The 25,438-nt window shown below is 68.7% G+C and carries 25 protein-coding genes; 16 read left to right on the top strand and 9 right to left on the bottom strand.

The annotated features are described in order from the left end of the window. Window positions 1-2: 2 nt before the first annotated feature. A complete protein-coding gene (locus RHCRD62_RS18465; protein WP_050066175.1) occupies window positions 3-902 on the bottom strand; it encodes a diacylglycerol kinase in 900 nt (299 codons plus the stop codon). Beyond that, window positions 899-2,527 (bottom strand): FAD-binding oxidoreductase, encoded by a 1,629-nt coding sequence (locus RHCRD62_RS18460; protein ID WP_050066174.1) that lies wholly within the window; start codon window positions 2,525-2,527, stop codon window positions 899-901. The genes RHCRD62_RS18465 and RHCRD62_RS18460 overlap by 4 nt, the downstream gene beginning before the upstream one ends. A gap of 20 nt (window positions 2,528-2,547) precedes the next feature. Here RHCRD62_RS18460 and RHCRD62_RS18455 point away from each other — a divergent pair, with 20 nt between their 5' ends. From RHCRD62_RS18455 to recX, 8 genes are all read left to right on the top strand, one after another. Next, on the top strand, window positions 2,548-3,153 hold the full coding sequence (locus RHCRD62_RS18455) for a TetR/AcrR family transcriptional regulator (RefSeq protein WP_050066173.1): 606 nt from the start codon (window positions 2,548-2,550) through the stop codon (window positions 3,151-3,153). A 17-nt stretch (window positions 3,154-3,170) separates the two neighbouring features. Further along, window positions 3,171-4,679: a glycerol-3-phosphate dehydrogenase/oxidase gene (locus tag RHCRD62_RS18450; RefSeq protein WP_050066172.1), complete on the top strand. Its 1,509-nt coding sequence runs from the start codon at window positions 3,171-3,173 to the stop codon at window positions 4,677-4,679. A gap of 82 nt (window positions 4,680-4,761) precedes the next feature. Next, window positions 4,762-5,310 (top strand): DinB family protein, encoded by a 549-nt coding sequence (locus RHCRD62_RS18445; RefSeq protein WP_050066171.1) that lies wholly within the window; start codon window positions 4,762-4,764, stop codon window positions 5,308-5,310. A gap of 69 nt (window positions 5,311-5,379) precedes the next feature. After that, a complete protein-coding gene (locus RHCRD62_RS18440) occupies window positions 5,380-6,363 on the top strand; it encodes an LLM class F420-dependent oxidoreductase (protein WP_050066170.1) in 984 nt (327 codons plus the stop codon). A 25-nt stretch (window positions 6,364-6,388) separates the two neighbouring features. Next, window positions 6,389-7,549 carry a glycosyltransferase gene (locus RHCRD62_RS18435; RefSeq protein WP_050066169.1) on the top strand — a complete coding sequence of 387 codons (1,161 nt, stop codon included), beginning with the start codon at window positions 6,389-6,391 and terminating at the stop codon, window positions 7,547-7,549. Between the two features lie 122 nt (window positions 7,550-7,671). Beyond that, window positions 7,672-7,866: a DUF3046 domain-containing protein gene (locus RHCRD62_RS18430; protein ID WP_050066168.1), complete on the top strand. Its 195-nt coding sequence runs from the start codon at window positions 7,672-7,674 to the stop codon at window positions 7,864-7,866. A gap of 210 nt (window positions 7,867-8,076) precedes the next feature. Next, entirely contained in the window at window positions 8,077-9,120 is a 1,044-nt protein-coding gene (recA, locus tag RHCRD62_RS18425; protein ID WP_050066167.1) for a recombinase RecA, read from the top strand. An 8-nt stretch (window positions 9,121-9,128) separates the two neighbouring features. Beyond that, window positions 9,129-9,761, top strand: coding sequence for a recombination regulator RecX (recX, locus tag RHCRD62_RS18420; protein WP_084734351.1), 633 nt, complete (start codon window positions 9,129-9,131; stop codon window positions 9,759-9,761). A 10-nt stretch (window positions 9,762-9,771) separates the two neighbouring features. Here the strand turns inward: recX and RHCRD62_RS18415 are convergent, their stop codons facing one another. From RHCRD62_RS18415 to gluA, 5 genes are all read right to left on the bottom strand, one after another. Continuing rightward, window positions 9,772-10,347 carry a hypothetical protein gene (locus RHCRD62_RS18415; RefSeq protein ID WP_253277377.1) on the bottom strand — a complete coding sequence of 192 codons (576 nt, stop codon included), beginning with the start codon at window positions 10,345-10,347 and terminating at the stop codon, window positions 9,772-9,774. A 7-nt stretch (window positions 10,348-10,354) separates the two neighbouring features. Next, complete coding sequence (locus tag RHCRD62_RS18410; protein WP_050066166.1) at window positions 10,355-11,245, bottom strand: amino acid ABC transporter permease; 891 nt, start codon at window positions 11,243-11,245, stop codon at window positions 10,355-10,357. Then, the gene (locus RHCRD62_RS18405) at window positions 11,242-11,922 is read right to left on the bottom strand and encodes an amino acid ABC transporter permease (RefSeq protein ID WP_050066165.1); all 681 of its coding nucleotides are present in this window, start codon (window positions 11,920-11,922) and stop codon (window positions 11,242-11,244) included. The genes RHCRD62_RS18410 and RHCRD62_RS18405 overlap by 4 nt, the downstream gene beginning before the upstream one ends. A gap of 80 nt (window positions 11,923-12,002) precedes the next feature. Next, window positions 12,003-12,836 (bottom strand): glutamate ABC transporter substrate-binding protein, encoded by an 834-nt coding sequence (locus RHCRD62_RS18400; RefSeq protein ID WP_050066164.1) that lies wholly within the window; start codon window positions 12,834-12,836, stop codon window positions 12,003-12,005. 57 nt (window positions 12,837-12,893) lie between these two features. Beyond that, window positions 12,894-13,622: a glutamate ABC transporter ATP-binding protein GluA gene (gluA, locus tag RHCRD62_RS18395; RefSeq protein ID WP_084734369.1), complete on the bottom strand. Its 729-nt coding sequence runs from the start codon at window positions 13,620-13,622 to the stop codon at window positions 12,894-12,896. Between the two features lie 286 nt (window positions 13,623-13,908). Here gluA and ctaD point away from each other — a divergent pair, with 286 nt between their 5' ends. The 4 genes from ctaD (at window position 13,909) to RHCRD62_RS18375 (ending at window position 18,887) form a co-directional block, all read left to right on the top strand. Then, complete coding sequence (gene ctaD, locus RHCRD62_RS18390; RefSeq protein WP_050066282.1) at window positions 13,909-15,633, top strand: aa3-type cytochrome oxidase subunit I; 1,725 nt, start codon at window positions 13,909-13,911, stop codon at window positions 15,631-15,633. Between the two features lie 187 nt (window positions 15,634-15,820). Continuing rightward, window positions 15,821-17,362 carry a tRNA (N6-isopentenyl adenosine(37)-C2)-methylthiotransferase MiaB gene (miaB, locus tag RHCRD62_RS18385; protein WP_050066162.1) on the top strand — a complete coding sequence of 514 codons (1,542 nt, stop codon included), beginning with the start codon at window positions 15,821-15,823 and terminating at the stop codon, window positions 17,360-17,362. Next, entirely contained in the window at window positions 17,359-17,928 is a 570-nt protein-coding gene (locus RHCRD62_RS18380; RefSeq protein WP_050066161.1) for an Rv2732c family membrane protein, read from the top strand. Before miaB ends, RHCRD62_RS18380 begins: the two co-directional genes overlap by 4 nt. Before the next feature lie 14 nt (window positions 17,929-17,942). Next, complete coding sequence (locus RHCRD62_RS18375; protein WP_253277376.1) at window positions 17,943-18,887, top strand: tellurite resistance/C4-dicarboxylate transporter family protein; 945 nt, start codon at window positions 17,943-17,945, stop codon at window positions 18,885-18,887. A 16-nt stretch (window positions 18,888-18,903) separates the two neighbouring features. On the opposite strand, the gene RHCRD62_RS18370 is transcribed toward RHCRD62_RS18375, so the two are convergent. Together RHCRD62_RS18370 and RHCRD62_RS18365 are read right to left on the bottom strand one after the other, a co-directional pair. After that, window positions 18,904-20,301: a DUF2252 domain-containing protein gene (locus RHCRD62_RS18370; protein WP_050066160.1), complete on the bottom strand. Its 1,398-nt coding sequence runs from the start codon at window positions 20,299-20,301 to the stop codon at window positions 18,904-18,906. A gap of 55 nt (window positions 20,302-20,356) precedes the next feature. Continuing rightward, window positions 20,357-21,727: a DUF349 domain-containing protein gene (locus RHCRD62_RS18365; RefSeq protein WP_050066159.1), complete on the bottom strand. Its 1,371-nt coding sequence runs from the start codon at window positions 21,725-21,727 to the stop codon at window positions 20,357-20,359. A gap of 205 nt (window positions 21,728-21,932) precedes the next feature. Here RHCRD62_RS18365 and RHCRD62_RS18360 point away from each other — a divergent pair, with 205 nt between their 5' ends. The 4 genes from RHCRD62_RS18360 (at window position 21,933) to dapF (ending at window position 25,415) form a co-directional block, all read left to right on the top strand. After that, entirely contained in the window at window positions 21,933-22,649 is a 717-nt protein-coding gene (locus RHCRD62_RS18360) for a class III extradiol ring-cleavage dioxygenase family protein (protein WP_050066280.1), read from the top strand. Next, complete coding sequence (miaA, locus tag RHCRD62_RS18355; protein WP_172671093.1) at window positions 22,646-23,575, top strand: tRNA (adenosine(37)-N6)-dimethylallyltransferase MiaA; 930 nt, start codon at window positions 22,646-22,648, stop codon at window positions 23,573-23,575. The genes RHCRD62_RS18360 and miaA overlap by 4 nt, the downstream gene beginning before the upstream one ends. Beyond that, window positions 23,572-24,441, top strand: a complete 870-nt coding sequence (locus RHCRD62_RS18350) for a TrmH family RNA methyltransferase (RefSeq protein ID WP_253277375.1) — start codon at window positions 23,572-23,574, stop codon at window positions 24,439-24,441. The genes miaA and RHCRD62_RS18350 overlap by 4 nt, the downstream gene beginning before the upstream one ends. A gap of 104 nt (window positions 24,442-24,545) precedes the next feature. Beyond that, window positions 24,546-25,415 carry a diaminopimelate epimerase gene (gene dapF, locus RHCRD62_RS18345; protein WP_050066279.1) on the top strand — a complete coding sequence of 290 codons (870 nt, stop codon included), beginning with the start codon at window positions 24,546-24,548 and terminating at the stop codon, window positions 25,413-25,415. The last annotated feature ends 23 nt before the right edge of the window (window positions 25,416-25,438 follow it).

The following is a 25,438-nucleotide window of genomic DNA, read 5'->3' as shown; positions in this document are numbered from 1 at the left end:
TGTCAGCGCACCGGTGCTCCGATGAGTACCCGACCGGCGCCCGGGACCACCTCGACGTCGATCGGTAGCGGCGCGATCCGTTCGCCGTCCGCATACGCGACGATGCCTGCGGCCTCCAATCGCACGGTGCGCGACCGGAACACCTGGACCTCGTCGAGGTCGACGTGTGTGCCCTTGTAGACGGTGGGGAACAGTCGCACCAGTTTGGTGCGGCTACCGGGCGAGACGATCACGACGTCGAGCTTGCCGTCGGTCAGTTCGGCTCCGGGTGCGATCAGCATGCCGCCGCCGTAGGAGGTGCCGTTTCCCAGCGACACCATCGCCGCGTCGATCTCGAGGGTGCGGTCGTCGAGGACGATGCGGTACGGGATCGACCGCAGGCTCGCCAGTTCCGCGATCATCGCGAGGTTGTATCGCATCGGTCCGCGGGGCCACTGCATCCGGTTCGCCCGGTCCGTCACGAGCGAGTCGAAACCACTGGCCAGGACGGTGCCGAACCAGTGGGTGCTGCCGTCACCGCGGGTGACCCGACCGAGGTCGACGTCCGCGACGGTGCCGTCCGCGATGACGTCCGCGGCGGCGACGGGGTCGTCGACCGGGACGTGGAAGAGGCGCGCGTGGTCGTTGCCGGTGCCGCCGGGGATGATGCCCAGCGGAACGCCGGTTCCTGCGATGGCCTGCCACGCGATGTTGATCAGCCCGTCGCCCCCGACTGCGACGAGAGCGTCGGTACCCGCGGCGACCGCGGCGCGGGCCACGGTCAGCGCATCGTCCGCGGTCGTGCCCTCGATGGAGGTGACCTCGAGTCTGCGATCGCGCAGTCGCGCGGTCGCAGCGGCGGCCACCTCACGGGGGTGTCCGCCGCCCGCGTGGGGATTGGTCAGCACCGTCACCGATTTCATGGGATCAGCTTGCCAGGGTTGAGGATTCCGGACGGGTCGAGTGCGTCCTTGACCGACCGCAGCACCGAGGCTCCGAGGTCCCCGATCTCCGCCGACATCCAGGGTCGGTGGTCGCGTCCGACGGCGTGGTGGTGGGTGATGGTTCCGCCCGTCGCGACGATCGCGTCACCGGCGGCCTGCTTCGCCGCCGCCCACTGGGTCATCGGATCTCCCGTTTGCGCGCAGACGACGGTGAAGTACAGCGAGGCGCCGGTGGCGTAGGTGTGCGAGATGTGGCACATCACGAGCGGCGGGGTGCCCTGTGCTGCAAGGGATTCGGTCAGGGCAGCGGTGACGGCGCCGCGGAGCGCCGACAGGTTCGACCACTCGGTGGCCGTCTCGAGGGTTTCGACGATCGCCCCGGCGTTGAGCAGGGCGTCGCGCTGGTACGGAGCGTCGAAGCGGCCGTGCTCCCAGGCCAGCGCAGGCGCGTCGCCGAGGTCTGTTCCGCCCGCCGCGGCGAGCAGCTCGTTGGCCTCGTCGGATCGCGCCCGGACGTGTGCTGCAGTGCCCTCGACGGTGGTGATCGCCAGGCAGCCGGCGGCCGGGCTGTCGCCGCCGATGTCGCCGGCCAGCGCGAGGTTGAGACCGGTTTCCGCCTCGTCGGACAGTCGCATGACTGTCGGTGCCGCGCCCGTCTGTACGACGGTGCGAAGCGCGGCAGCGCCGGTTTCGAAGTCAGGGAACGACCATGCGCGGTACGCGGTCGTCTCGGGCACCGGGTGCACGCGCACCGCGACCTCGGTGATGACGCCGAACGTGCCCTCCGAGCCGACGAACAGTTCCCGGAGGTCGGGACCTGCAGCCGAGGCCGGTCCGCGTCCGAGGTCCAGCGAACCGGACGGGGTGGCGACGCGCAGTCGCTGGACCATGTCGTCGAAGCGGCCGTAGCCCGCGGATGCCTGCCCGGACGAGCGGGTGGCAGCGAATCCGCCGATCGTGGCGAACTGGAAGCTCTGCGGGAAGTGGCCGATCGAGAAGCCGTGGGCGCCGAGGAGCGCCTCGGCCTGGGGGCCGGTCAGTCCGGCCTCGAGCACGGCGATTCCGGACACCGGGTCCAGGTCGACCAGGGCGTCCAAGCGGCGCAGGTCCAGCGCGAGTACGGCGTCGAAGCTGCCGCGGACCGGATCGAGCCCGCCCACGACGGAGGTGCCTCCGCCGAACGGAACCACGGCGACGCCGGTGCGGGCACACCACTCCAGCAGCGCCAGGACCTCGTCGTGCGAAGCGGGCATGACAACGGCGTCCGGTGCGTCCTGCGGTTCGGTTGCCTTGCGGCGCAACAGGTCCGGGGTCGACTTTCCGCCGGCGCGGCGCAGGCGGGTGGCGTCGTCCGTGTGGACGTTCTCCGCGCCGAGCAGCCATGCCAGGGCGTCGCGGTGTGCGTCGGTCAGGGCGCTCGGGCGCAGGGTGACGTCCGATTCGCTGGGCGGCAGGGCCTGCTCGGCGTCGACGCCGAGCGCGGCCCGCAGCAGGCCGAGAATCTGGGGTGAGAGCTGCTTGCGGTGCTCGCCGAGCCCCCAGGCGTCCCACTCCATGGTCGGGGCCGCAGTGGCCGGCCGTTCGGGTGATCCGGTGGTCTCCATGCGTTACAGTCTTACACACGATGTCTATCCGTAACGAAGAATCCTCCGGGGCGCAGAGCTCCGCGCGCAGCGTCGACGACCAGATCCTCGACGCGGCGCGCACCTGTGTCGTCGAGTTCGGTGTGCGGCGCACCACCCTCGCCGAGATCGCGCGTCGGGCCGGAGTCAGCAGGCCGACGGTGTATCGGCGCTGGCCCGATACCGGGGCGATCGTCGCCGACCTCCTCACCCGGGAGATCGGTACGGCGATGCCGCAGCCGTCCGGCGGAGGCAGTGCCCGCGCCCAGTTGGTTGCGGTGGTCGCGGGAATGTCGGAGACCGTCCGCACCCACCCGCTGTTCGAGAAGATCCTGCGATCGGACCCCGAACTCCTCGTCACCTACATCGTCGGCCGGCTCGGTGCGAGCCAGCATGCGATCCTCGACCACCTGGTGCCCGCTGTCGAAGCGGGCCAGGCCGACGGATCGATCCGCGTCGGCGACCCCGTCGCGATCGGCGCAACGGTGCTGCTCATGATGCAGTCCGCGGTGCAGTCCGCCGGAATGGTCGCCGAACTCGTCGCGCCGGAGGCGCTCCTCGTGGAGTTCGTCATCGCCGTCGACGCCTACCTGACCCCGTCCGCCTGACCCACGAGGAGCTCACCGTGCACCCCCACGCCCCGACCGCGCTCGACGCCACCCGCCGCGCCCGGGAACTGTCCGGTCTCGGAGACGGAGATCCGATCGACGTCCTGGTGATCGGCGGCGGTATCACCGGAGTCGGAGCGGCACTCGACGCCGCGTCCCGTGGCCTGCGGACGGTTCTCGTCGAGCGCCGTGATCTGGCGTTCGGCACCAGCCGGTGGAGTTCCAAACTGGCGCACGGCGGTCTGCGCTACCTCGCAACCGGGAACGTCGGCATCGCCCGGGAGAGCGCCGTCGAACGCGGCATCCTCATGACGCGAACCGCGCCCCACCTCATCCGCGCCCTACCGCAGCTGGTTCCGCTGCTGCCGTCCGTCGGACGATTCGAAAAGGCTCTGGTGCGAACGGGTTTCCTCGCAGGGGACGCGTTGCGTGCGACGGCGCGGACCTCGTCGTCGGTGCTGCCGCGATCTCGCCGGATCGGCGCCGCGGAAACGATCGACCTCGCACCCGCCGTGCGGCGCGACGGTCTGCGCGGGGGGCTGCTCGCGTACGACGGACAGTTGATCGACGACGCGCGGCTCGTAGTCGCGATCGCGCGGACCGCGGCCGGGCACGGCGCGCGCATCCTCACCAGGGTCGGGGCCTACGACGTGACCGGAGACTCCGTGCGGCTGCGGGACGAGTTGACGGGCGAGGAGACCACCGTGCGGCCCCGCGCCGTGGTGAACGCGTCCGGCGTGTGGGCCGGGCAGGTCGACCCGAGCATCGCGCTCAAGCCGAGCCGCGGTACCCACCTGGTCCTGGACGCGGAGCGGCTCGGCAATCCCCGGGCGGCGCTCACCGTCCCGATCCCGGGGGAGACGAACCGCTTCGTGTTCGCACTGCCCGCGCAGTTGGGTCGCGTCTACCTGGGGCTGACGGACGAAGCGGCGCCCGGGGAGATTCCCGACGTCCCGGTTGCCACCGAGTCGGAGATCGACTTCCTGTTGACGACCGTCAACACCGCGCTCGGTGTCGAACTGACCCGCACCGACGTCCTCGCCACCTACGCGGGCCTGCGCCCGCTTCTCGACACCGGCGACGGCGCCACCGCCGACCTGTCCCGCAATCACGCGGTACTCACGTCGGACCGGGGGGTCATCAGTGTCGTGGGAGGCAAACTGACCACCTACCGGAAGATGGCCCAGGATGCGGTCGACACCGCAGTCCGGGTCGGCGGACTCACCTCGGGACCGTGCGTCACGACCAACCTGCCGCTCGTCGGCGCAGGAACCCGTCCCGAGCCCGCCGGACTGCCGCAGTCGCTTCGTGCCCGCTACGGCGGTGAATCCGCGGCGGTCGCGAAGTCGGGGGAGCTCGTGGCGGTGGCCGACGGAATCGACGTCACCCGTGCCGAACTCGCCTTCGCGGTCACGCACGAGGGTGCGCTCGACGTCGACGACCTGCTCGATCGGCGAACCCGGATCGGACTCGTCCCTCAGGATCGCGAGCGCGCGCTCGACGCGGCGCGGGAGGCGCTCGGCTGAACGAGAAACCTGTCGGGGGTCGGTCGTAGTGTGGGGGAGTCCGGTACACCAGGCTGCACCGACCCATTCGGGAGTTCATATCATGGTCGCAAGTTCTTCCAACGGCGCTGCTTCTTCCAGCAGTGCGAAGTCCGACATCCTCGATCTGCTCGCCGAGCAGCGTCGCACGTTCCTCATCGCGTACCGCGGACTCGACGAGGTCGGCGCGCGGTCCCGGACCACGGCGAGCGAACTGACGCTGATCGCGCTGCTCAAGCACGTGTCCTTCACCGAACGCAACTGGATGCGCACCATCCGTGAATGCGACGAGAACGCGCAGTTCGACATGGCGGAGGGTATGGCGTCGTGGACGGTCGGCGAGGACGACACCGTCGAGTCGCTGACTGCGGGCTACGCGACCGTTGCGATGGAGACCGACGCGCTGCTCGCGGACCTCGACCTCGACCTGGCCGTCCCCCTGCCGACGGCGCCGTGGGCTCCGGAGCGGGAATGGTGGAGTGCTCGCAAGATCCTCATGCACGTGCTGCGGGAGACCGCGCAGCACGCGGGGCATGCGGACATCATCCGAGAGAGTCTCGACGGCGCGAACACCACCATGCAGATGGGCGCGGACGCCGGTATGGAGTTCTGACCGGACATTCCTCGCATACGTCGCGGCGCGGGAAGTGCGGTCGGGCGCGCGGGAGTACCTTTGGGCGACATGAGCATTCGCCTCGGATACCAGATCCCCAACTTCACGTACGGAACCCCGGTGCGGGAGCTGTTCCCGACCGTCGTCGCCCAGGTCCGCGAGGCGGAGGCGGCGGGGTTCGACACCGCGTTCGTGATGGACCACTTCTATCAACTGCCCGGCATCGGTGAACCCGACGAGCCGATGCTCGAGGCGTACACCACGCTGTCCGCGCTGGCGATGGCCACCACCGACATCGCGCTGTCGGCACTCGTCACCGGCAACACGTACCGCAACCCGGCGATGCTCGCGAAGACCGTCACCACCCTCGACGTCGTCAGCGGGGGTCGCGCCGTGCTCGGGATCGGTGCGGGCTGGTTCGAACTCGAGCATCGGCAACTCGGATTCGAGTTCGGTACCTTCACCGATCGATTCGACCGGCTCGGCGAGGCGCTCGAGATCATCGTGCCGATGCTCCGCGGGCAGCGGCCCACGGTCGACGGTCGCTGGTATCGCACGGAGGGCGCGATCAACGAGCCTCGGATCCGCGATACCCTTCCGGTCCTGATCGGAGGCGGCGGGGAACGCAAGACGTTCGGCTACGCCGCGCGGTACGCCGACCATCTCAACATCATCTGCAACGCGTCGGAACTGCCACGCAAACTCGATGCCCTCGCTCAGCGCTGCGAGGAAGCCGGCCGCGACCGATCGACCATCGACACCAGCTTCCTGGCATTCGTGATGCTCGACGAAGACGGCGACCGGGCCAGGCAGTCGCAGCGCGAGTTCCTGCTCTCGCGCGGCATCGATCTCGATGTGCTCTCGGACGACGCCCGAGCCGCCGCCACCGACCGTCAGTTCGTCGGGACCCCGGACGACGTCGCCGAGCAGATCCAGCGCCGCGTCCTCGACCAGGGTGTGGACGGAGTCGTGATCAACCTCGTCACCAACGGGCACCAGCCCGGGATCGTCGAACTGGCCGGACGCACACTCGGGCCGCTCGTGTCCGGCTGATCGGCGGGTGTGGCACGCTGGTCGGATGCGCGTTGCCGTTGTCGCCGGACCGGATCCCGGCCATGCCATCCCCGCCATCGCCCTGTGCCTGAAACTCGCTGCCGCGGGCGATGATCCGGTGTTGTTCACCGGCGACCGATGGCTCGACCCGGCGCGCGAGGCGGGGATCTCCGTCCGGAAGCTGAAGGGCCTCGCCCCCCGGCCGGAGGACGACGACCTCGACGCGGGCGCACGAATCCACTCCCGCGCCGCCTACATCTCGACCGAGATCCTGCCCGACCTGAGCGCGATGCTGCCCGAACTGGTGGTTTCCGACATCCTGACCGCAGGCGGCGGCATGGCCGCGGAACGTCTCGACGTCCCCTGGGTGGAACTGTCCCCGCATCCGCTGTACTCGCCGTCGGTGGGTCTCCCGCCGATCGGCAGTGGCCTCGCGCCGGGTGAGGGCGTGCGCGGCAGGCTGCGTGACTCCATGATGCGCGCGGCAACCGGCCGGTCGATCAAGCAGGGACTGCGGCAACGGTCCGAAGCGCGGGTCGGAGTCGGCCTGCCCGCGCTGGACCCCGGCCCGGCCGCCCGGCTGATCGCGACGCTGCCCGCACTCGAGGTGCCCCGCCCCGACTGGCCCGAGAACGCGCACGTCGTCGGGCCGCTGCTGTGGGAACCGACCACCGACCTCCTCGACGTGCCGCCGGGTGACGAACCGCTGGTGATGATCGCGCCGTCCACCGCGCACACCGGAGCCGAAGGCATGCTCGAGACCGCGCTGTCGGCACTCGACGGAGCCGGCGTCCGGGTCGTCGCCTCCATGCTCGACACACCGCCCGCCGACCTGCCGTCGTGGGCGCGGGCCGGACTGGGACGCCAGGACGCGCTGCTCGCCTCGGCGTCGGTCGTCGTGTGCGGCGCAGGGCACGGAATGCTCGCGAAGGCGCTCCTGGCCGGTGTCCCCGTGGTCGCGGTGCCCGGCGGTGGTGACCAGTGGGAACTGGCCAACCGGGCGGCCCGGCAGGGCAGCGCGGTGGTCGTGCGGCCGCTGAGCCGGGACGCGCTGCGTGACGCGGTGCGACAGGTGCTCGGTGACCCGTCCTTCGCGCAGGCGGCGCAGCGCGCGGCACAGACCGCCCCGGACGTCGAGGACCCCGTGACGGTGTGCCGGGGCGTGGCCGCAGCCGCGCTGTCCTGAGCGCCAGAACTGGAACCGACGGCACCGCCGTCGAGCGAACTGACGGCACCGCCGTCGTCGGATTGACGGCACCGCCGTCGTCGGATTGACGGCGCCGCCGTCGCCCCGACTACCGTGGCCGTGTGCGACTGACCGAGTTCAACGAACTGGTACACGGCGAGTTCGGCCGGCTCTACGGCGACTCCTTGCTCGTGGACCACGTACTGCTGAGCCTGGGCGGCAAGACTGCTGCCCAGGCGATCGAGGCCGGCTACGAGCCCCGCGAGGTGTGGCGGGCGCTGTGCGCCGATTTCGACGTCCCGCGATCCCGCTGGTAGTCGGCGCGGAAGGGGTGCGGACCAGGCGTTCCGGTGTCCGACACGCCGCCCCGCTCGATTGACTCGAACAGGTGTTCGCTTATGCTGTGGGGGTACCCGTCCAGCGCGTCGGCAAAGTTTGTCGGTGCCCCCCTCTACGGTGACGACAACACCGTGAGACCCGCTCGATTCGCGAGTCACTCGACACGAGCAGCTGACTAAGGAGAACCGATGGCACCGCAGGCACACGATCGCGACAAGGCGCTCGAGCTCGCACTGGCGCAGATCGACAAGAACTTCGGCAAGGGTTCCGTGATGCGTCTCGGTGAGGAGGCTCGCCAGCCCATTTCGGTGATCCCCACCGGTTCCATCGCGCTCGACGTGGCACTCGGTATCGGCGGTCTGCCGCGCGGCCGCGTCGTCGAGATCTACGGCCCGGAGTCCTCGGGTAAGACGACGGTCGCACTGCACGCCGTCGCGAACGCACAGGCGGCAGGCGGCATCGCCGCGTTCATCGACGCCGAGCACGCACTCGATCCGGAGTACGCGCGCAAGCTCGGTGTCGACACCGATGCTCTCCTCGTCTCCCAGCCCGACACCGGTGAGCAGGCGCTCGAGATCGCCGACATGCTGATCCGCTCCGGCGCGCTCGACATCATCGTCATCGACTCCGTCGCCGCGCTCGTGCCGCGTGCGGAGATCGAGGGCGAGATGGGCGACAGTCACGTCGGCCTGCAGGCCCGGTTGATGAGCCAGGCGCTCCGCAAGATGACGGGCGCCCTGAACAACTCGGGCACCACCGCCATCTTCATCAACCAGCTGCGCGAGAAGATCGGCGTGATGTTCGGTTCGCCGGAGACCACCACCGGCGGTAAGGCGCTCAAGTTCTATTCTTCGGTGCGCCTGGACGTGCGGCGTATCGAGACCCTGAAGGACGGCGGCGACGCGGTCGGCAACCGCACGCGCGTCAAGGTCGTCAAGAACAAGGTGTCCCCGCCGTTCAAGCAGGCCGAGTTCGACATCCTCTACGGGCAGGGCATCTCGAAGGAGGGCTCGCTCATCGACATGGGTGTCGAGCACGGGTTCATCCGCAAGTCGGGTTCCTGGTTCACCTACGAGGGCGACCAGCTGGGACAGGGCAAGGAGAACGCCCGTAAGTTCCTGCTGGAGAACACCGACATTCGCGACGAGATCGAGAAGAAGATCAAGGAGAAGCTGGGCATCGGTGCCGACGTGACCGTCGAGGGCACCGACGACGAGCCCGTCGACTTCTAGGTCTCGGCATGGAACCGGACGACCGTTCCCGGCCGGCGCGTCGCCGCGTCGATGACGGAGGTGAGCAGCGCCGCCGCGAGCCGCGGCGTGGCGTCGACGTCGGTTCCCTCGCTCCGGCCGAGCAGGAGGCGCAGGCCAAGGACCTGTGCCTGCGCCTCCTGACGGACCGCGCACGCAGTCGCGCGGAACTGTCGAAGAAGCTGACGGACAAGGGGTTCGCCCCCGATGTGATCGTCCGGGTCCTGGATCGCCTCGCCGAGGTGAAGCTGGTCGACGACGCCGCGTTCGCCTCGCAGTGGGTCCACTCGCGGCACACGTATTCCGGCAAGGGTAAACGCGCGCTGGCAATGGAGTTGCGCACCAAGGGTGTCGCGCCGGAGGTGGCGGCCACTGCGTTGGACGAGATCGACAGTGACGACGAGCGTGCCCGCGCCACCGAGTTGGTGCGGCGCAAGCTCAGGACCGCGTCACTGGACTTCGAGGTCGACGGCCCGGGTGGGCGGAGCAGCGAGCGGGACCGCCTCGTGCGCCGCCTGGTGTCGATGCTCGCCCGCCGCGGCTACCCGCAGGGCATGTCGTTCGACGTCGTGAAAACCGAACTCGCTCAAGCGGGCTCGGAGATCGACGAACTTCTCGACTGAGCAGTCGCGCTCAGAACCGCTCCACGAATCGGTACCAGTCGCCGCCGATGTGGTCGTATCCGATGTCCCCGTCACGGCGGGGTGCACCGAGATGTGGCGCGCCTTCCGGTAGGTACGCGATACCGACGGAGTCGATGAGTCCACCCTGTGTGAAGAACAGGCATCCGCCGTCGAGTTCCCGTGTCGACCGCACCGAGTAGACGCCGATTCGACGGTGCTCGAGGGAGAAGGTGCATTCGGCCGCGGCGTCGGCCAGCGCGGGTTTCGACACCAGGAATCCGAGTCGGAACGGTGCCTGCACCACGACCAGCACCGCGGTGACCAGGACGAGCGCGGGTGCGACGACCGCGGGCGCGAGCAGCGTTCGTCGCACGGTGCGATAGCGGAACCACCCGATCACCACGAGAACGAGCCAGGCAATGCCGAGCAGCACCAGTGCCCACCCGGCGAGCATGAAGTACACGAAGTCCACGACCGGGGCCGCGGACGACCAGAGCATCACCCCACAGGTGGCGGCAACGAGGCACGGAACGGCGATCCCGGTCGTCGCACGCCACCAGCGGGGCGCACCGGTGTGCACCGTCACGTGCGGGTCATGCACCTGCGGTCAGATCCATACCCGGCGCTGCCGGCGGCACCGCAGGCACGGTCGGTACGGCGCGCCCCTTCCGTCCACTGCGCAATCGCTTCTCGACGTAGGTGGCGAGCGCGGACAGCGAGGAGTTCAGAACGATCATGATCGCCGCGACGACGAGCAGGGCGGGTAGGTAGTTGCCGTAGAACGCGCCGAGTTGTTGGCCCGAGCGCACCACTTCGACGTAGCCGATGACGTAGCCGAGCGCCGAGTCCTTCAGCGCCACCACCATCTGGGAGATGATCGCGGGCAGCATCGCCGTGACGGCCTGTGGCAGCAGGATCGTGAACATGACCTGGCTCTTGCGCAGACCCAACGCCTGCGCGGCCTCGGTCTGGCCCTTCGGGAGCGACAGGATGCCCGCGCGGACGATCTCGGCGATCACCGAACCGTTGTACAGCGTCAGACCCGTCACCACCGCCGCCAGGGCGAGGTAGGCCGACTTGAACACCTGGTACTCGGCGTACACCTGGTAGGTGAAGATCATCAGGATCAGCACCGGGATCGCGCGGAACAGTTCGACGACGAAACCCGACACCATCCGGATGGCGCGGTGATCGGACAGACGGCCGATGCCGAGCAGTCCGCCCAGGATCAGTGCGAGGACGATCGAGATCGCGGCCGCGACGAGGGTGCCGCGAATGCCGGGAATCAGGTAGGTCGTCCACGAGGTGGACTCCAGGAACGGATCCCACTTCGCTGCGGTCAGCTGGCCCTTGTCGTCGAGTGCCTGGAACACCAGGTAGCCGACGGCGAGGAGGAGCAGTGCGACGGCGACGGAGGCGACGCGGTAGATCGCTCGGGCTCGGGGGCCGGGGGCGTCGTAGAGGACTGTTGCCTCGGCGCTCATCGGGCGACCTCCATCCGCTTGCCGAGATAGCCGAAGAGCAGGCCCATAGGCAGGGTCAGGATCACGAAGCCGAGTGCGAAGATCCCGCCGATCGCGAAGATGGCGGCCTCGTTCTCGATCATCGTCTTCATCAGCAATGACGCCTCCGCCACGCCGATCACCGAGGCGATGGTGGTGTTCTTGGTGAGGGCGATCAGGACGCTGCCGAGCGGGGCGATCACCGCGCGGAAGGCTTGTGGCAGCACGATGAGTCGAAGGTTCTGGCCGAAGGTCAGGCCCAGCGAGCGGCCGGCCTCCGCCTGCCCGACGTGCACCGTGTTGATTCCGGACCGCAGGGACTCGCACACGAATGCCGCCGTGTACACGCTGAGGCCGAGGACGGCGAGCCGGAAGTTGTTGTCCACCAGGAATGTCGGTGAGTCTTCGGGAGCCAGGTGGACACCCATCGTCTGGTAGAGACCGAACGAGCAGAAGATGATGATCAACGTCAGGGGAGTGTTCCGGAAGATCGTCACGTAGGCCGCGCCGAGCCACCGCGCGACAGGCACGGGGGAGACGCGCATACCGGCCAGCACGGTGCCGATGACGAGCGCACCGATCGCCGACAGTGCGGTCAGCTGGATCGTCGTCCAGAACGCGGAGATCAGTTGGTCCCCGTACTCGTTGATCAGGTCCACGGAATCCTCCTGCGGCTCGGCCGCCGTGAGTGATTGTCACCCCGACCGGGGTGACAATCACTCACGCGCGCGAAGCGCGCCTAGTAGCGATCGACAGTCGGCGGTGCCGGGATCTGGTACCCGGACGGTCCGACGTTCTCCTCGAGGGCGGCCTGCCACGACCCGTCCGCGATCATTGCCTCGATCGCGTCGTTGATCTTGGCGCGGGTCTCGTCGTCGCCCTTGGCGAGTCCGATGCCGTAGTTCTCGACCGTGAACGGCTCGCCGACGACCTTCATCTCACCCGGGTACTGCGAGGCGTAACCGGCGAGGATGACGGCGTCGGTGGTGACCGCGTCCACCGCACCGTTGCGCAGCGCCTCGACACAGGCGGAGTAGGTGTCGAACTCCTGAAGCTGGACGTCGTTCGCGTACGTGTCCTTGACCTTCTGCGCCGGCGTCGAACCGGTCACCGAGCACAGTTTCTTGCCCCCGTTGAGGGATTCCGGCCCGGTGATGTCCGTGTTGTCGGACCGCACCAGCAGCGACTGCCCCGTCGTCAGGTACGGGCCGGCGAAGTCGACCTTCTCCTTGCGCGCGTCGGTGATCGAGTACGTCGCGACGACGTAGTCGACCTCACCGTTCTGGATCAGCGTCTCGCGCTGCGCGGACGGCGACTCCTTGAACGTGATCCCGGACTCCGGAACGCCCAGCTTCTCTGCGACGTAGGTGGCGACGGCGACGTCGAAGCCGCTGAACGTGCCGTCCGGGTTGCGCAGGCCGAGGCCGGGCTGGTCGAACTTGATGCCGACGGTCAGCGTGCCGGACTCGGCGCTCTCGCTGGCGCTCTTGGTCTCGTCGCCTCCGCAGGCGGTGGCAACGACGGCGACTGCGACCAGGCCGATCCCGGCTCGCAGCGCTCGGGTGATCCTCATGGTGTTCCTCTCGTTGGCGGGGGCTCGGTGGGGTCAGTATTGCCGTGACCCTTCGGGTCAGTGGCCGAGGATCTTCCCGAGGAAGTCCTTCGCTCGATCCGATTTCGGCGCGGTGAAGAAGGTATCGGGGTCGGTGTCCTCGACGATCTGGCCGTCCGCCATGAACAACACCCGGTCGCCCGCCTTTCGGGCGAATCCCATCTCGTGGGTGACGACGAGCATCGTCATGCCCTCCTTGGCGAGTGAGGTCATGACGTCGAGAACCTCGCTGACCATCTCCGGGTCGAGCGCGGAGGTGGGTTCGTCGAACAGCATCACCTTCGGGTTCATCGCCAACGCGCGGGCGATCGCGACGCGCTGCTGCTGCCCACCCGACAGCTGCGCCGGGTACTTGTCGGCCTGATTGGCGATGCCCACCCGGTCGAGGAGTTCCAGGGCTCGCGCCTTGGCGTCGGATTTGCTCATCCTGCGGACCTTGACGGGGGCGAGCATGACGTTCTCGAGGATCGTCTTGTGGGCGAACAGGTTGAACGACTGGAACACCATGCCGACGTCGGCGCGCAGGGCGGCCAGCGCCTTGCCCTCGGCGGGCAGTGCTCGTCCGTCGACCGTGATCACGCCCTCGTCGACCGGTTCGAGTCGGTTGATGGTGCGACACAGCGTCGACTTCCCGGAGCCGGACGGACCCACCACGATCACGACCTGACCGACGGGGATGTCGAGCGTGATGTCGCGCAGGACGTGGAGCTCGCCGAAGTGCTTCTGGACGCCGGTCATCGAGATCATCGCTGTCGTGATGGCGCTCGACGCGCCAGCGCCGGATTCACCCGCGTTCGTCATAGTCGTCGACCCTAGGTGCTGGACCGGGGGAATCGTGTTCATTGCGCGCCGTCGGCCAGTCGACGTAACGGAACCTTTACCAAGTCAACGGAATGGCTGCGGTGCTCTGGAAGCGGACTCGGGACGCCGGGCCGGGTGTTTACTGGATGGGTTGGACTGCAGCCTGCCGAGGGGGCTCCATGACGTACGTGATGTCGACGTGTGACCGCGTCCACCGGGCGGGGTGGTGGGCATGACTGCGGTGTCCCCGGAGCCCGGCGTCAAGGCGAGGCGGCCGTTCCCCGCCAGGCTGGGGCCCAAGGGTTCGGCCGTCTACCGGATGGTCACGACAACCGACCCGAAGATGCTCGGCGTGATGTATCTGGTGACGTCGTTCGCGTTCTTCCTCGCCGGTGGGTTGATGGCACTGCTGATGCGCGCCGAACTGGCGCTACCCGGCATGCAGTTCCTGTCGAACGAGCAGTTCAATCAGCTGTTCACGATGCACGGCACGGTGATGTTGCTGCTGTACGCGACGCCGATCGTGTTCGGGTTCGCGAACTACGTGATGCCGCTGCAGATCGGTGCCCCCGACGTCGCGTTCCCGCGATTGAATGCGCTGAGCTACTGGCTGTACCTGTTCGGGGCTCTGGTCGTGATGGCCGGGTTCGTCACCCCGGGCGGTGCCGCCGACTTCGGGTGGACCGCATACAGTCCGCTGACCGACGCCGTGCACTCGCCGGGAGTCGGCGCCGACCTGTGGATCATGGGCCTCGCCATCGCCGGTGTCGGGACGATCCTCGGCGGCGTCAACATGATCACCACCGTCGTGTGTCTGCGCGCTCCCGGTATGACGATGTTCCGGATGCCGATCTTCACCTGGAACATCTTCATCACGATGATCCTGGTGCTGCTGGCGTTCCCGATCCTGACCGCGGCGTTGATGGGGGTGTTCGTCGACCGTCACCTCGGTGCCCACCTCTTCGACCCCGCCAACGGTGGAAACATGCTGTGGCAGCACCTGTTCTGGTTCTTCGGTCACCCCGAGGTGTACATCGTCGCGTTGCCGTTCTTCGGGATCATCACCGAGGTGATCCCGGTGTTCAGCCGCAAGCCGCTGTTCGGGTACAGCGGCATGGTGTACGCGACGATGTCGATCGCGGCGTTGTCGATGGCGGTGTGGGCACACCACATGTACGCCACCGGCGCGGTGCTGCTGCCGTTCTTCTCGTTCATGACGTTCCTGATCGCCATCCCGACCGGGGTGAAGTTCTTCAACTGGATCGGCACCATGTGGCGGGGGCAGCTCACGTTCGAGTCGCCGATGCTGTTCGCCGTCGGGTTCGTCATCACCTTCCTCTTCGGTGGCCTGTCCGGTGTCCTGCTCGCCAGCCCGCCGCTGGACTTCCACGTCACCGACTCGTACTTCGTCGTCGCGCACTTCCACTACGTGCTCTTCGGCACCATCGTGTTCGCGACCTACGCGGGCATCTACTTCTGGTTCCCGAAGATGACCGGACGGATGCTCGACGAGCGCCTTGCGAAGTGGCACTTCTGGACCACTTTCATCGGTTTCCACACCACGTTCCTGGTGCAGCACTGGCTCGGTAACGAGGGCATGCCGCGTCGCTACGCCGACTACCTGCCGTCCGACGGCTTCACCACGCTGAACACGATCTCCACGATCGGCGCGTTCGTCCTCGGCGCGTCCACGCTGCCGTTCCTCTGGAACGTCTTCAAGAGCTACCGCTACGGCGAAGTCGTCACGGTCGACGACCCGTGGGGGTTCGGCAACTCGCTCGAGTGGGCGACCACCTGCCCGCCGCCGCGCCACAACTTCACCGAGCTGCCCCGCATCCGGTCCGAGCGTCCCGCGTTCGAACTGCACTACCCGCACATGCACGACCGGATGCGCGCCGAGGCACACGCTGGACGGGACCACGCCTCGGCGCAGGTCCCGGCCGGGTCAGGGGACTGACGCGAGGAGGCGCCGTATGCAAGGACACCTGCCCGACCTCCCGTACTACGGACTGGACTGGGAGATGTTCTTCCCGACCAATCTGTACGCCGCATTCGTCCGGTGGTGGAATCCGTTTTGAACCGTGGCCCCATCGCGGGCCGGAACGTGGTGAAGGGCACTCTCGGCGGGGCCGTACGCTGGTGGGGTGGACACGATAGACCCCGAGACCTCGGCCGCGCTCCCCAATGCGGGCAAACGCAGCTACGAGGTACGCACCTTCGGGTGCCAAATGAACGTGCACGACTCGGAGCGACTCTCGGGGCTCCTCGAGGAAGCGGGCTACACGAAGGCCACGCCCGGCGCCGATCCCGACCTGCTGGTGTTCAACACCTGCGCGGTCCGCGAGAACGCGGACAACAAGCTGTACGGGACCCTCGGGAATCTGCGTCCCACGAAGGACGCGAATCCGGATATGCAGATCGCCGTCGGTGGCTGCCTCGCGCAGAAGGACCGCGACACCGTGGTCAAGAAGGCGCCGTGGGTGGACGTGGTCTTCGGTACGCACAACATCGGTTCGCTGCCGGTGCTCCTCGAACGTGCGCGGCACAACGAGGAAGCCCAGGTCGAGATCCTCGACTCGCTCGAGGCGTTCCCGTCGACGCTGCCCGCGAAGCGGGAGTCGGCGTATGCGGGATGGGTGTCGATCTCGGTCGGCTGCAACAACACCTGCACGTTCTGCATCGTGCCGTCGCTTCGCGGCAAGGAGGTCGACCGCAGGCCCGGCGACGTCCTCGCCGAGGTGCAGGCGCTCGTGAACGAGGGCGTCCTCGAGGTGACCCTGCTCGGGCAGAACGTCAACTCCTACGGCGTGTCCTTCGCCGATCCCGAACTGCCCCGCGACCGCGGCGCGTTCGCGAAGCTGCTGCGCGCGTGCGGCGAGATCGACGGACTCGAGCGGGTCCGGTTCACGTCGCCGCACCCCGCCGAGTTCACCGACGACGTGATCGAGGCGATGGCAGCGACACCGAACGTGTGCCCGCAGCTGCACATGCCGCTGCAGTCCGGGTCGGATCGCCTCCTCAAGGAGATGCGCCGGTCGTATCGCAGCACCAAGTTCCTCGGCATCATCGAGAAGGTGCGCGCCGCGATGCCGCACGCCGCGATCACCACCGACATCATCGTCGGCTTCCCCGGCGAGACCGAGGAGGACTTCCAGGCGACCCTCGACGTGGTCCGGCAGGCGCGGTTCACCAGCGCGTTCACGTTCCAGTACTCGAAGCGGCCCGGCACGCCCGCCGCCGACCTGCCCGATCAGCTCCCGAAGGAGGTCGTGCAGGAACGCTACGACCGGCTGATCGCGCTGCAGGAGGAGATCACCCTCGACGAGAACCGCAAGCTGGTCGGCACCGAGGTCGAGTTGCTGGTCGCGGCGGGCGAGGGACGCAAGAACGCCGAGACGCGGCGGATGAGCGGCCGTGCCCGCGACGGCAGGCTCGTGCACTTCCGGCCCGAGGGCAGGCTGGACGGAGACGTCCGGCCCGGTGACGTGATCACCGCCGTCGTGACCGGCGCCGCGCCCCACCACCTCATCGCCGACGGGCCGGTGCTGACGCACCGCAGGACCCGCGCCGGCGACTCCCACGAACGCGGCATCACCCCGAAGACCCCGCCGATCGGCGTCGGTCTCGGCCTCCCGCAGATCGGTGCGCCCGCACCGCTGCCCACCGTCACCGGATGTGGAGTATGAGTACCTACAAGCCCGAAGATTCCCTCGAGCAGTACCGCAAGGACATCGACGCCGCCGAGAAGAAGGTCGCCCGCGAGATCGATCCCGGGCTGCGTGCACTCGTCGTCGCGGTCGGCATGCTGGCGTTGCTGGGGACGTTCGCGCTGCCGCACACGGGGGACGCGACGGGGTGGGACGTCCTGGTCGGCAACGACGTGGCGCTCGCCGAGGACATCGCGCTGCCGTCGCGGGTGTTCGTGTGGCTGACGTTGGTGTTCGGCATCGTCATCGGCATGCTCGCGCTGGCCACCCGGCGGTGGGCACTCGCGTGGATCGCGGTTGCCGGTTCGGCTGTCGCGAGCGTCTTCGGGATGCTGGCGATCTGGTCGCGGCAAACCCTCGACGCGAGCTCGCCGGGCGCCGGACCAGGACTGGGATTGATCCTGGGATGGGTCCTGATCATGGTCCTGACGTTCCACTGGCTGCACGTGGTGTGGCAGCGAACGGCCATCCAGTTGGCCGCGGAGGAGGAGCGCAGGCAGCGCACCGCCGAGACCGAAGGTCGACTCCTCTGGGGTGATCGCTGATTCGACCAGGGTGGGTGACCGCGATCCGCGTCGCCCACTCGGTGGGCCCTGTCATGGGCGCGGCGGCGATGTCGTTCGGCATCGTGTCGATCGGTCTCCACCTGGTCGGATTCGAGCTGTTCTCGCTCGCCTGGCTTGTGCTGGGAGTGGTCACGTGGCTCGCGCTGGCGGCGGTCGTCGTTGGCCGCTTCGCACTGGACCGACCACGCCTGCTCCACGAATCGCGTACGCCTGCCGCGCTGACCGGCGTTGCTGCGACCACGGTCCTCGGGACGCGACTGGCACTGCTCGGCTGGACCGCGATCGCACTGGTCGCACTCGGCGGTGCGGTGGCGGTGTGGTTGCTCTTGATGCCGTCGGTGATCCGAGGATGGACCGTTCCGACCGTGGGCGCGGGTTTCCTGCTGTGCGTCGCGACGCAGGGGGTGGCCGTGCTCGGCGCGACTGTCGCCGCGTCCGCGGCCTGGTCGTGGCTGATCGTCCCGTCGATGGGCTTCTTCGTGATCGGCATCGGATGTTATGCCGCGGTGCTGATGCGATTCTCGCCGAACCAACTGGTGGTGGGCGCAGGTGATCACTGGGTCGCGGCAGGGGCGTTAGCCATCAGTGCGCTCGCGGCCGGGCGGATCGTGCTCGCTGTCGCCGCCGACGGATGGACCGGCTGGGCCGAATACCTGCCACACGTCGCGGCCATGATCGAGGTCGTCGAACTCGCTGCCTATGTGCTGCTGGTGTGCTGCGAGGTGTGGAAGCCGAGGTTGCAGTTCGACCTCCGCCGATGGTCGACGGTGTTTCCGATGGGTATGACCGCGGTCTCGGCCATGACGGTCGGCACCGCAACCGGACTCGAGGTCCTCCACTCGATCGGCCGGATCCTGGTGTGGCCGGCGGTCCTCGTCGGCACGATCATGCTCGTCGCCTCCGCGCGACGATTGGTGGCCGCCGTGCGGCGGGCCTGACCGGCGTCTCGCTTCCTCAGGTGCCGACGGCGTCGATCAGGCCCGTTCGGACCGCACGCTCCAGGTCCTCGTGGTCGGCCTCGGTGCGATCCGCGTATCGGACCGCGTACCTCCCGATCGCCTCATCGAGGTCGCCGTCCCCGTCGAAGTAGCCGGCCAGCAGTCGTGGGTCGAGTGAACGGGTGTGCGCACGGGCGAGCAGCGCTCCGGCGAGCCGGCCGTAGTCGTCGAGGTGGTCGGCGTCCAGCGCGGTCGGGTCGATGTCGCCCTTCAGATTGCGGAACTGCCGCACGATGTACGGCTGCCCTTCGATCGTGGTCCAGCCGAGCAGGATGTCCGTCTCCGCCTGCACGAGTCGCGCCCCGTGTACGATCCGCTCGCCCTGGTGCTCGAAGGCGTCGGGGCGGAACGTGCCGGCATCCAGGTATGGCGCGAGGGCAGACGGTTGTGCCTGCTTGATCTGCAGGACCAGCGACTCGTCGCCGTTGCCGAGCAGCAGCGCGACGTAGCTGCGCAGGCCCACACTGCCGGTACCCACGATCCGGAACGCGACATCCGCGACGGAGAAGCGCCCGAGCAAGGTCCGGCGGGATTCCCGCAGTGTGTCGACATAGCATTCGAGCCCGTCGACGACCGCGTCTGCGGTGGCGTCGTCGACTCGAGTGAGGATCGGCGCGTTCTCGACGAAGCGGCGCTGACGCACCCCGGTCACGTGGTCGTCGAGGTGCTCGGTCCACTTCGCCGCGACCTTCGCGCTGGTGTTGCGCCGCGCCTTCCGGGCCGCCCTGTCGAAGTCGTCGAGCAACTCGTCGGCTTTGGCCCGCGTGATCGCGGCCTTGTCCGGCAGCGCGTTCCACGACGTCAGGAATGGCAACTCGGCGAGCTCCCGGATCGTGCGCCGGTAGGAACGTACGGTGTCCTCGGCGGCCTCGACGCAGGCGCTTTCGGACACGCCGCCCTCGCGTCCGGCGAGCACCAGGCTCGCAGCCAGTCGTTTCAGATCCCACTCCCACGGGCCGGGCACCGTCTCGTCGAAGTCGTTGACGTCCATGACGATCTCGCCGTCGGGCGTGCCGTAGAGCCCGAAGTTCGCGGCGTGCGCGTCCCCGCACAACTGTGCAGTGATACCGGTGACGGGCGTGCCCGCGAGATCGGCTGCCATGAGGCCCGCCGCTCCACGGAAGAAGGCGAACGGGGAGTCGATCATGCGCCCGATGCGCAGTGGAACGAGGTGGCCGAGCCGGCCACTGTTGCTCGCCGCGACGAACTCGAGCACGTCCGGCCGTGCCTCGCCTGCCGGGTCGTGGTGGTGCGCAGACGCGGGAACCAGGTCACGTAGTGCCTGGCCGCGGGCGAAGACCTCGTCATGACCCACCCGGGTGCGGAGGTCGATTCGAGTCGTGTCAGCCGTCACCGCGCAGACAGTAGACGACCGTCGCCGGGCCTGTGCGCCCGGCGACGGAAGTCGCTCACCTGTCTTCGACGGCACCCTCGGCGGCGTCGGCCCATTCGCGCCACTGCTTGGCCTGGGCGAGTGCCTTCTCGGCGTCCTTCGTCTTACCCGCGGCGGTCGCCTTCGCGGCCTGGTCCTCGAACTGGGCGACGCGCTCACGGAACTGTGCGGCGCGCGCGGTCGCCTCGGGGTCGGTGCGGCGCCACTGCGAGTCGGCGGCGTCCCGGACCTTCTTCTCGATCGAGTGCAGGCGACCCTCGAGGTCGTGCATCTTGTCACGGGGGACCTTGCCGATCTCGTCCCACTTCTCCTGGAGGTCGCGCAGTGCGGCGCGCGCCGAGTCGAGGCCCTTCGACGGATCGATGTCGATGCCGTCGAGCAGCTTCTCCTTTGCTGCCGCGTTGCTCTCGAACTCGGCGTCCCGCTCGGACGAGGCGGCGTTGCGGGCGCCGAAGAACACGTCCTGCGCCGCCTTGAACCGCTTCCACAGTGCATCGTCGGCTTCGCGCGGTGCGCGACCCGCTGCCTTCCACTCGGCGAGCAGGTCACGGAAGGCGCCCGCGGTCGGACCCCAATCGGTGGAGTTCTGCAGTTCCTCGGCGCGTTCGCACAACTCTTCCTTGCGGGACTTCGCGGCGGCGCGTTCCCGGTCGAGTTCGGCGAAGTGTGCCCCGCGTCGGCGGTTGAAGGCCTCACGAGCCTTCGAGTAGCGCTTCCACAGCGCGTCGTCCAGCTTCCGGTCGACACCGCGGATGGTCTTCCACTCGTCAAGGATCTCGCGGAGCCTGTCGCCTGCCACCTTCCATTGCGTCGACTCGGCACCGATCTGCTCGGCCTCGGCGGCCAGCTCTTCCTTGCGGTGGGTGTGCTCCTCGCGCTCGTGTTCGCGCTCGACCTTCTCCGCCTCGGCCGCCTGCTCGGAGCTGGCGATGATGGCGTCGAGTCGGGCGGAGAGGGCGTCGATGTCGCCGATGACGGCCGCCGTCGGCAGCGACTCGGCGAGGGCGAGGGCTGCGGTGCGGGTACGGCGCGCGTCGCCGGTGCCCGAGGTCAGACGTGCCTCGAGCAGCCCGACCTCGGTGGCCAGGTCGTCGTAGCGGCGACCGAAGTGCGCGAGGCCCTCGGCGGCGTCGCCTGCCTGCCACGATCCGATCTGGTGTTCGCCGTCGGCGGTCTTCACCCAGGCGGTGCCGTCGTCGTCGACGCGGCCGAACAGGCTGGGATCACTTGGTGGGGTAACGGCCGGTGGGTGTACGGCAGCGGCGGCAGAGGGGGTGACGGCGCCCGGCTTGGGGGCACCGGGCTTGGGCGCGCCCGGCTTCGGGGCACCGGGCTTGGGCGCGCCCGGCTTCGGAGCTCCGGGCTTGGGTGCACTGCTGTCGGTCATGACTCCTCATCTCTGCCGCGCGTCACGGCTGCCGCTCTTCGTTCGTCGCACGCCGGATCGGCACGCGTTGGTCCCATTCAACCCGGAACGAAGTGTTCCGACCATTGAAACAGCTTGGACCATGAGAGTTGGGATTGCGCGGCCCGCGCCGCTGGGCGAGTGCCTCGTGACGGGTCCCGGTACCCGGCGACTACCGTTGCTCGGTGTGTTCACCGCTGCGGCCCTCGTTTCCTGCCCACCCCTGCTGATTCCCCAGCTGGCGGGTGCTGCGGCGTTGGAAACTGCCGACCTGCGTGAGGCGTCGACGCAGGTGGCGGCCCGGCTGGCGGAGTCGGCGGGCCGGTGGACGATCGTGGGTGTCGGCGCCGGGGACCGCAGGTTCGGTCCGGACACGCTGGGCAGTTTCGTCGGATTCGGGGCAGATGTCCGTGTCGGGCTCGGCGGACGCGGCGGCACTGCCGTCGATCCGGACCTGCCGCTGCCGATCCTGATCGGAGGGTGGTTGCGTGGCGCGTGCCCGGGGGAGGTGGTCGCGGACGGCCTCGTCGTCGCGTCGGACGCTGCGCCGGAGCAGTGTGCGGACATGGGCGCAGACCTGCGGAAACAACTCGACGCGGACGCGGAGCCGCACGGCGTCCTGGTCGTCGCGGACGGTGCGAACACACTGACGGCCAAGGCTCCCGGTGCGTTCGACGAACGCGCCCCGCAGGTCCAGGCCGCGCTCGACGGCGCCTTGGGCGCGGGCGACCTGGAGTACCTGCGGCAGTTGGACCCGGCGCAGTGCGAGTCGCTCGGCATCGAGGGCAGGGCGGCCTGGCAGGTGCTCGCCGGGCTGTTCGGTGAGGCGCCGGGACGGACCACGACCCTCTATCAGGGCGCACCGTTCGGCGTCGCCTACCACGTCGGGACGTGGCTCCCGTGACGGCTGCGATCCGGCCGATCGCCGTGGTCGGTCCCACCGCGAGCGGCAAGTCCGACCTCGGGCTCTCGCTGGCCGAACGGTTGGGCGGCGAGATCGTCAACATCGATGCCATGCAGCAGTACCGGGGCATGGACATCGGCACGGCGAAACTGCCGGTCGAGGAGCGTCGCGGGATCCCGCACCACCAACTCGACGTCCTGGACGTCACCGAGACCGCGACGGTCGCGCGCTACCAGGACGCGGCGCGCGCCGACGTCGAGGCGATCGCGGCCCGCGGCGCGGTGCCGGTGATCGTCGGCGGATCCATGATGTACGTGCAGTCCCTGCTCGACGACTGGTCCTTCCCGGCTACCGACCCGGACGTGCGGGCGAAGTGGGAGGCCGTGCTTGCCGAGCGTGGCGTCGCCGGTGTTCACGAGGAGTTGACGCGCGTCGATCCGCAGGCGGCTGCAACGATCCTGCCCACCGACGGACGGCGGATGGTGCGGGCGCTGGAGGTCGTTGAGTTGACGGGTCGGCCGTTCGTGGCGTCCGCCCCGACGATCGGGGAGGCGCGGTGGGGAACCGTGATCCTCGGTGTCGACCGCGACACCACGGAACTGGACGAGCGGATCGAGCTCCGGACGCGGCTCATGTTCGAGTCGGGCCTCGTCGAGGAGGTCGAGTCCCTGGTGGCGGTGGGGCTGCGGGACGGTGTCACCGCGCCACGCGCCATCGGGTACGCGCAGGTGTTGGCCGCGTTCGACGGTGAGTACGACATGGACGAGGCGCAGGAGCGGACGTTCATCGGCACCCGTCGCTATGTGCGGAGGCAGCGGTCGTGGTTCCGGCGCGACGCCCGCGTGCACTGGTTGGACGCGGCACGTGAGGATCTGGTCGAGGCGGCATGCAGCGCGGTGGCGCGCGGAACGGTGGAGGAACAGTGACGAAGCGGAGTACACATCGGCCGGCGGGTGGCGTGCCGAAGGTGACGGTGCGGAATGCGCGGTTCCAGCAGTGGCAGTCGTACCTGACCACGCGGGCCAAGCGAACCAAGGCCGGCCGGTTCCTGATCCAGGGTGTGCGGCCACTGACGTTGGCGTTGGAACACGATTGGCCGATCGAGACCATCCTGTACCGCGTCGACGGTCCGGTCCTGTCGGAGTGGGCGCGGGGAATCGTCGACGGCTGGGCCGGAGAGAAGATCGGTGTGGCGGGCGAACTGCTTGCCGAACTGGGTGAGCGGTCGGAGTCCGCTCCCGAGTTGATCGCCGTCGCGAAGGCCCGTACCCGCTCGTTGGCGGGACTGACGCTGCGACGCGGGGAGCAGGAACCTGTGGTTCTGGTGTTCGACCGCCCGTCATCGCCCGGCAATCTCGGTACCCTCATCCGCAGTGCGGACGCGTTCGGAGCGGATGCCGTGATCGTGACCGGTCACGCAGCCGACCCGTTCGATCCGCAGTGCGTGCGGGCGTCGACTGGTTCACTGTTCGCGGTGCCGGTGTTCACCGCCGCCGACCCCGGCGAGGTGGTTGCGTTCCGTGACCGCCAGAGCAGGGACCTCCAGATCGTGGGTACCGACGAGGACGGTGACGCCACGATTTTCGATCACGACTTGAGAGGTGGAACGATCCTGGTGATCGGCAACGAGACGCGCGGTATGAGTGCTGCCTGGCGAGGAGCCTGTGACGCGACCGTGAGCATTCCCATCGGTGGTGCGGCGAGCTCGCTGGGTGCGCCGTCCGCGGGTGCGGTCTGTCTGTACGAGGTCACGCGGCAGCGCGCCGGGGCGACGACGGGTGGTGCGCGATGAGCCTCGCCGACCACCTCGCCGCACGGATGAGCCTGTTCGGCGTCGCGGCATCGATGCGCAGCGCAGCCGAGGCGTCGATGAGCAGCGCGCCTAGCATGGTTGCCATGCAGTTCGGGAAGGGTCACGGCACGGAGAACGACTTCGTTCTGCTGCCGGACCTGGACGCGACGATCGACCTGACCGAGGCTCGAGTGTCCGCGCTGTGCGACCGCAAACGGGGCATCGGCGCGGACGGCGTCTTGCGCGTCGCGCGGGCCGGGGTCCTGAAGGAGGCGGGAGTGCTCGATGCCCTGCCCAAGGGCGTCGAGGCCGAGCACTGGTTCATGGACTACCGCAACGCCGACGGCTCGATCGCGGAGATGTGCGGCAACGGTGTCCGGGTGTTCGCGCACTTCCTGCGTGCGTCGGGCCTGGAGTTCGAGTCCGAGTTCGTGGTGGGATCGCGTGCCGGCGCCCGCCCGGTGACCGTCCATTCGGTTACGGGTGCGACCGCGGATGTCACCGTCGAGATGGGGAAGGTGAAGGACCGGGGCCCGTCGACCGCGACCGTCGGCGGTCGTGAGTTCACCGGCATCGGGATCGACGTCGGTAATCCGCATCTCGCCTGTGTCGTGGACGATCTGACCGCCGAGGCGTTGGCGGAGCTGGACCTGACCGTGGCACCGGAGTTCGACGCGTCGTTCTTCAAGCACGGCGTGAACGTCGAGATCCTGACTCCGATCCGGGACGGCGGAGTCGACATGCGTGTGTACGAACGCGGCGTCGGGGAGACCCGTTCCTGCGGCACCGGTACCGTCGCGGCGGCAGCGGCTGCGCTGCATGCCGACGGCCGAACCGAGGGCGAGGTGCGGGTTCGGGTGCCGGGCGGCGAGGTCGTGGTGACGATCGACGACGATGTGGCGACACTCCGCGGGCCGTCGGTGCTCGTCGCGTCGGGAAGCCTCGACGAGTCGTGGTGGTCGTCGCTCGGGTAGTTGTTCACGCGGAGCGTTAATCG

The organism is Rhodococcus sp. RD6.2 (assembly GCF_001040705.1).
Taxonomy (GTDB): domain Bacteria; phylum Actinomycetota; class Actinomycetes; order Mycobacteriales; family Mycobacteriaceae; genus Rhodococcus_G.
This window is presented reverse-complemented; position numbering and strand designations above follow the sequence as displayed.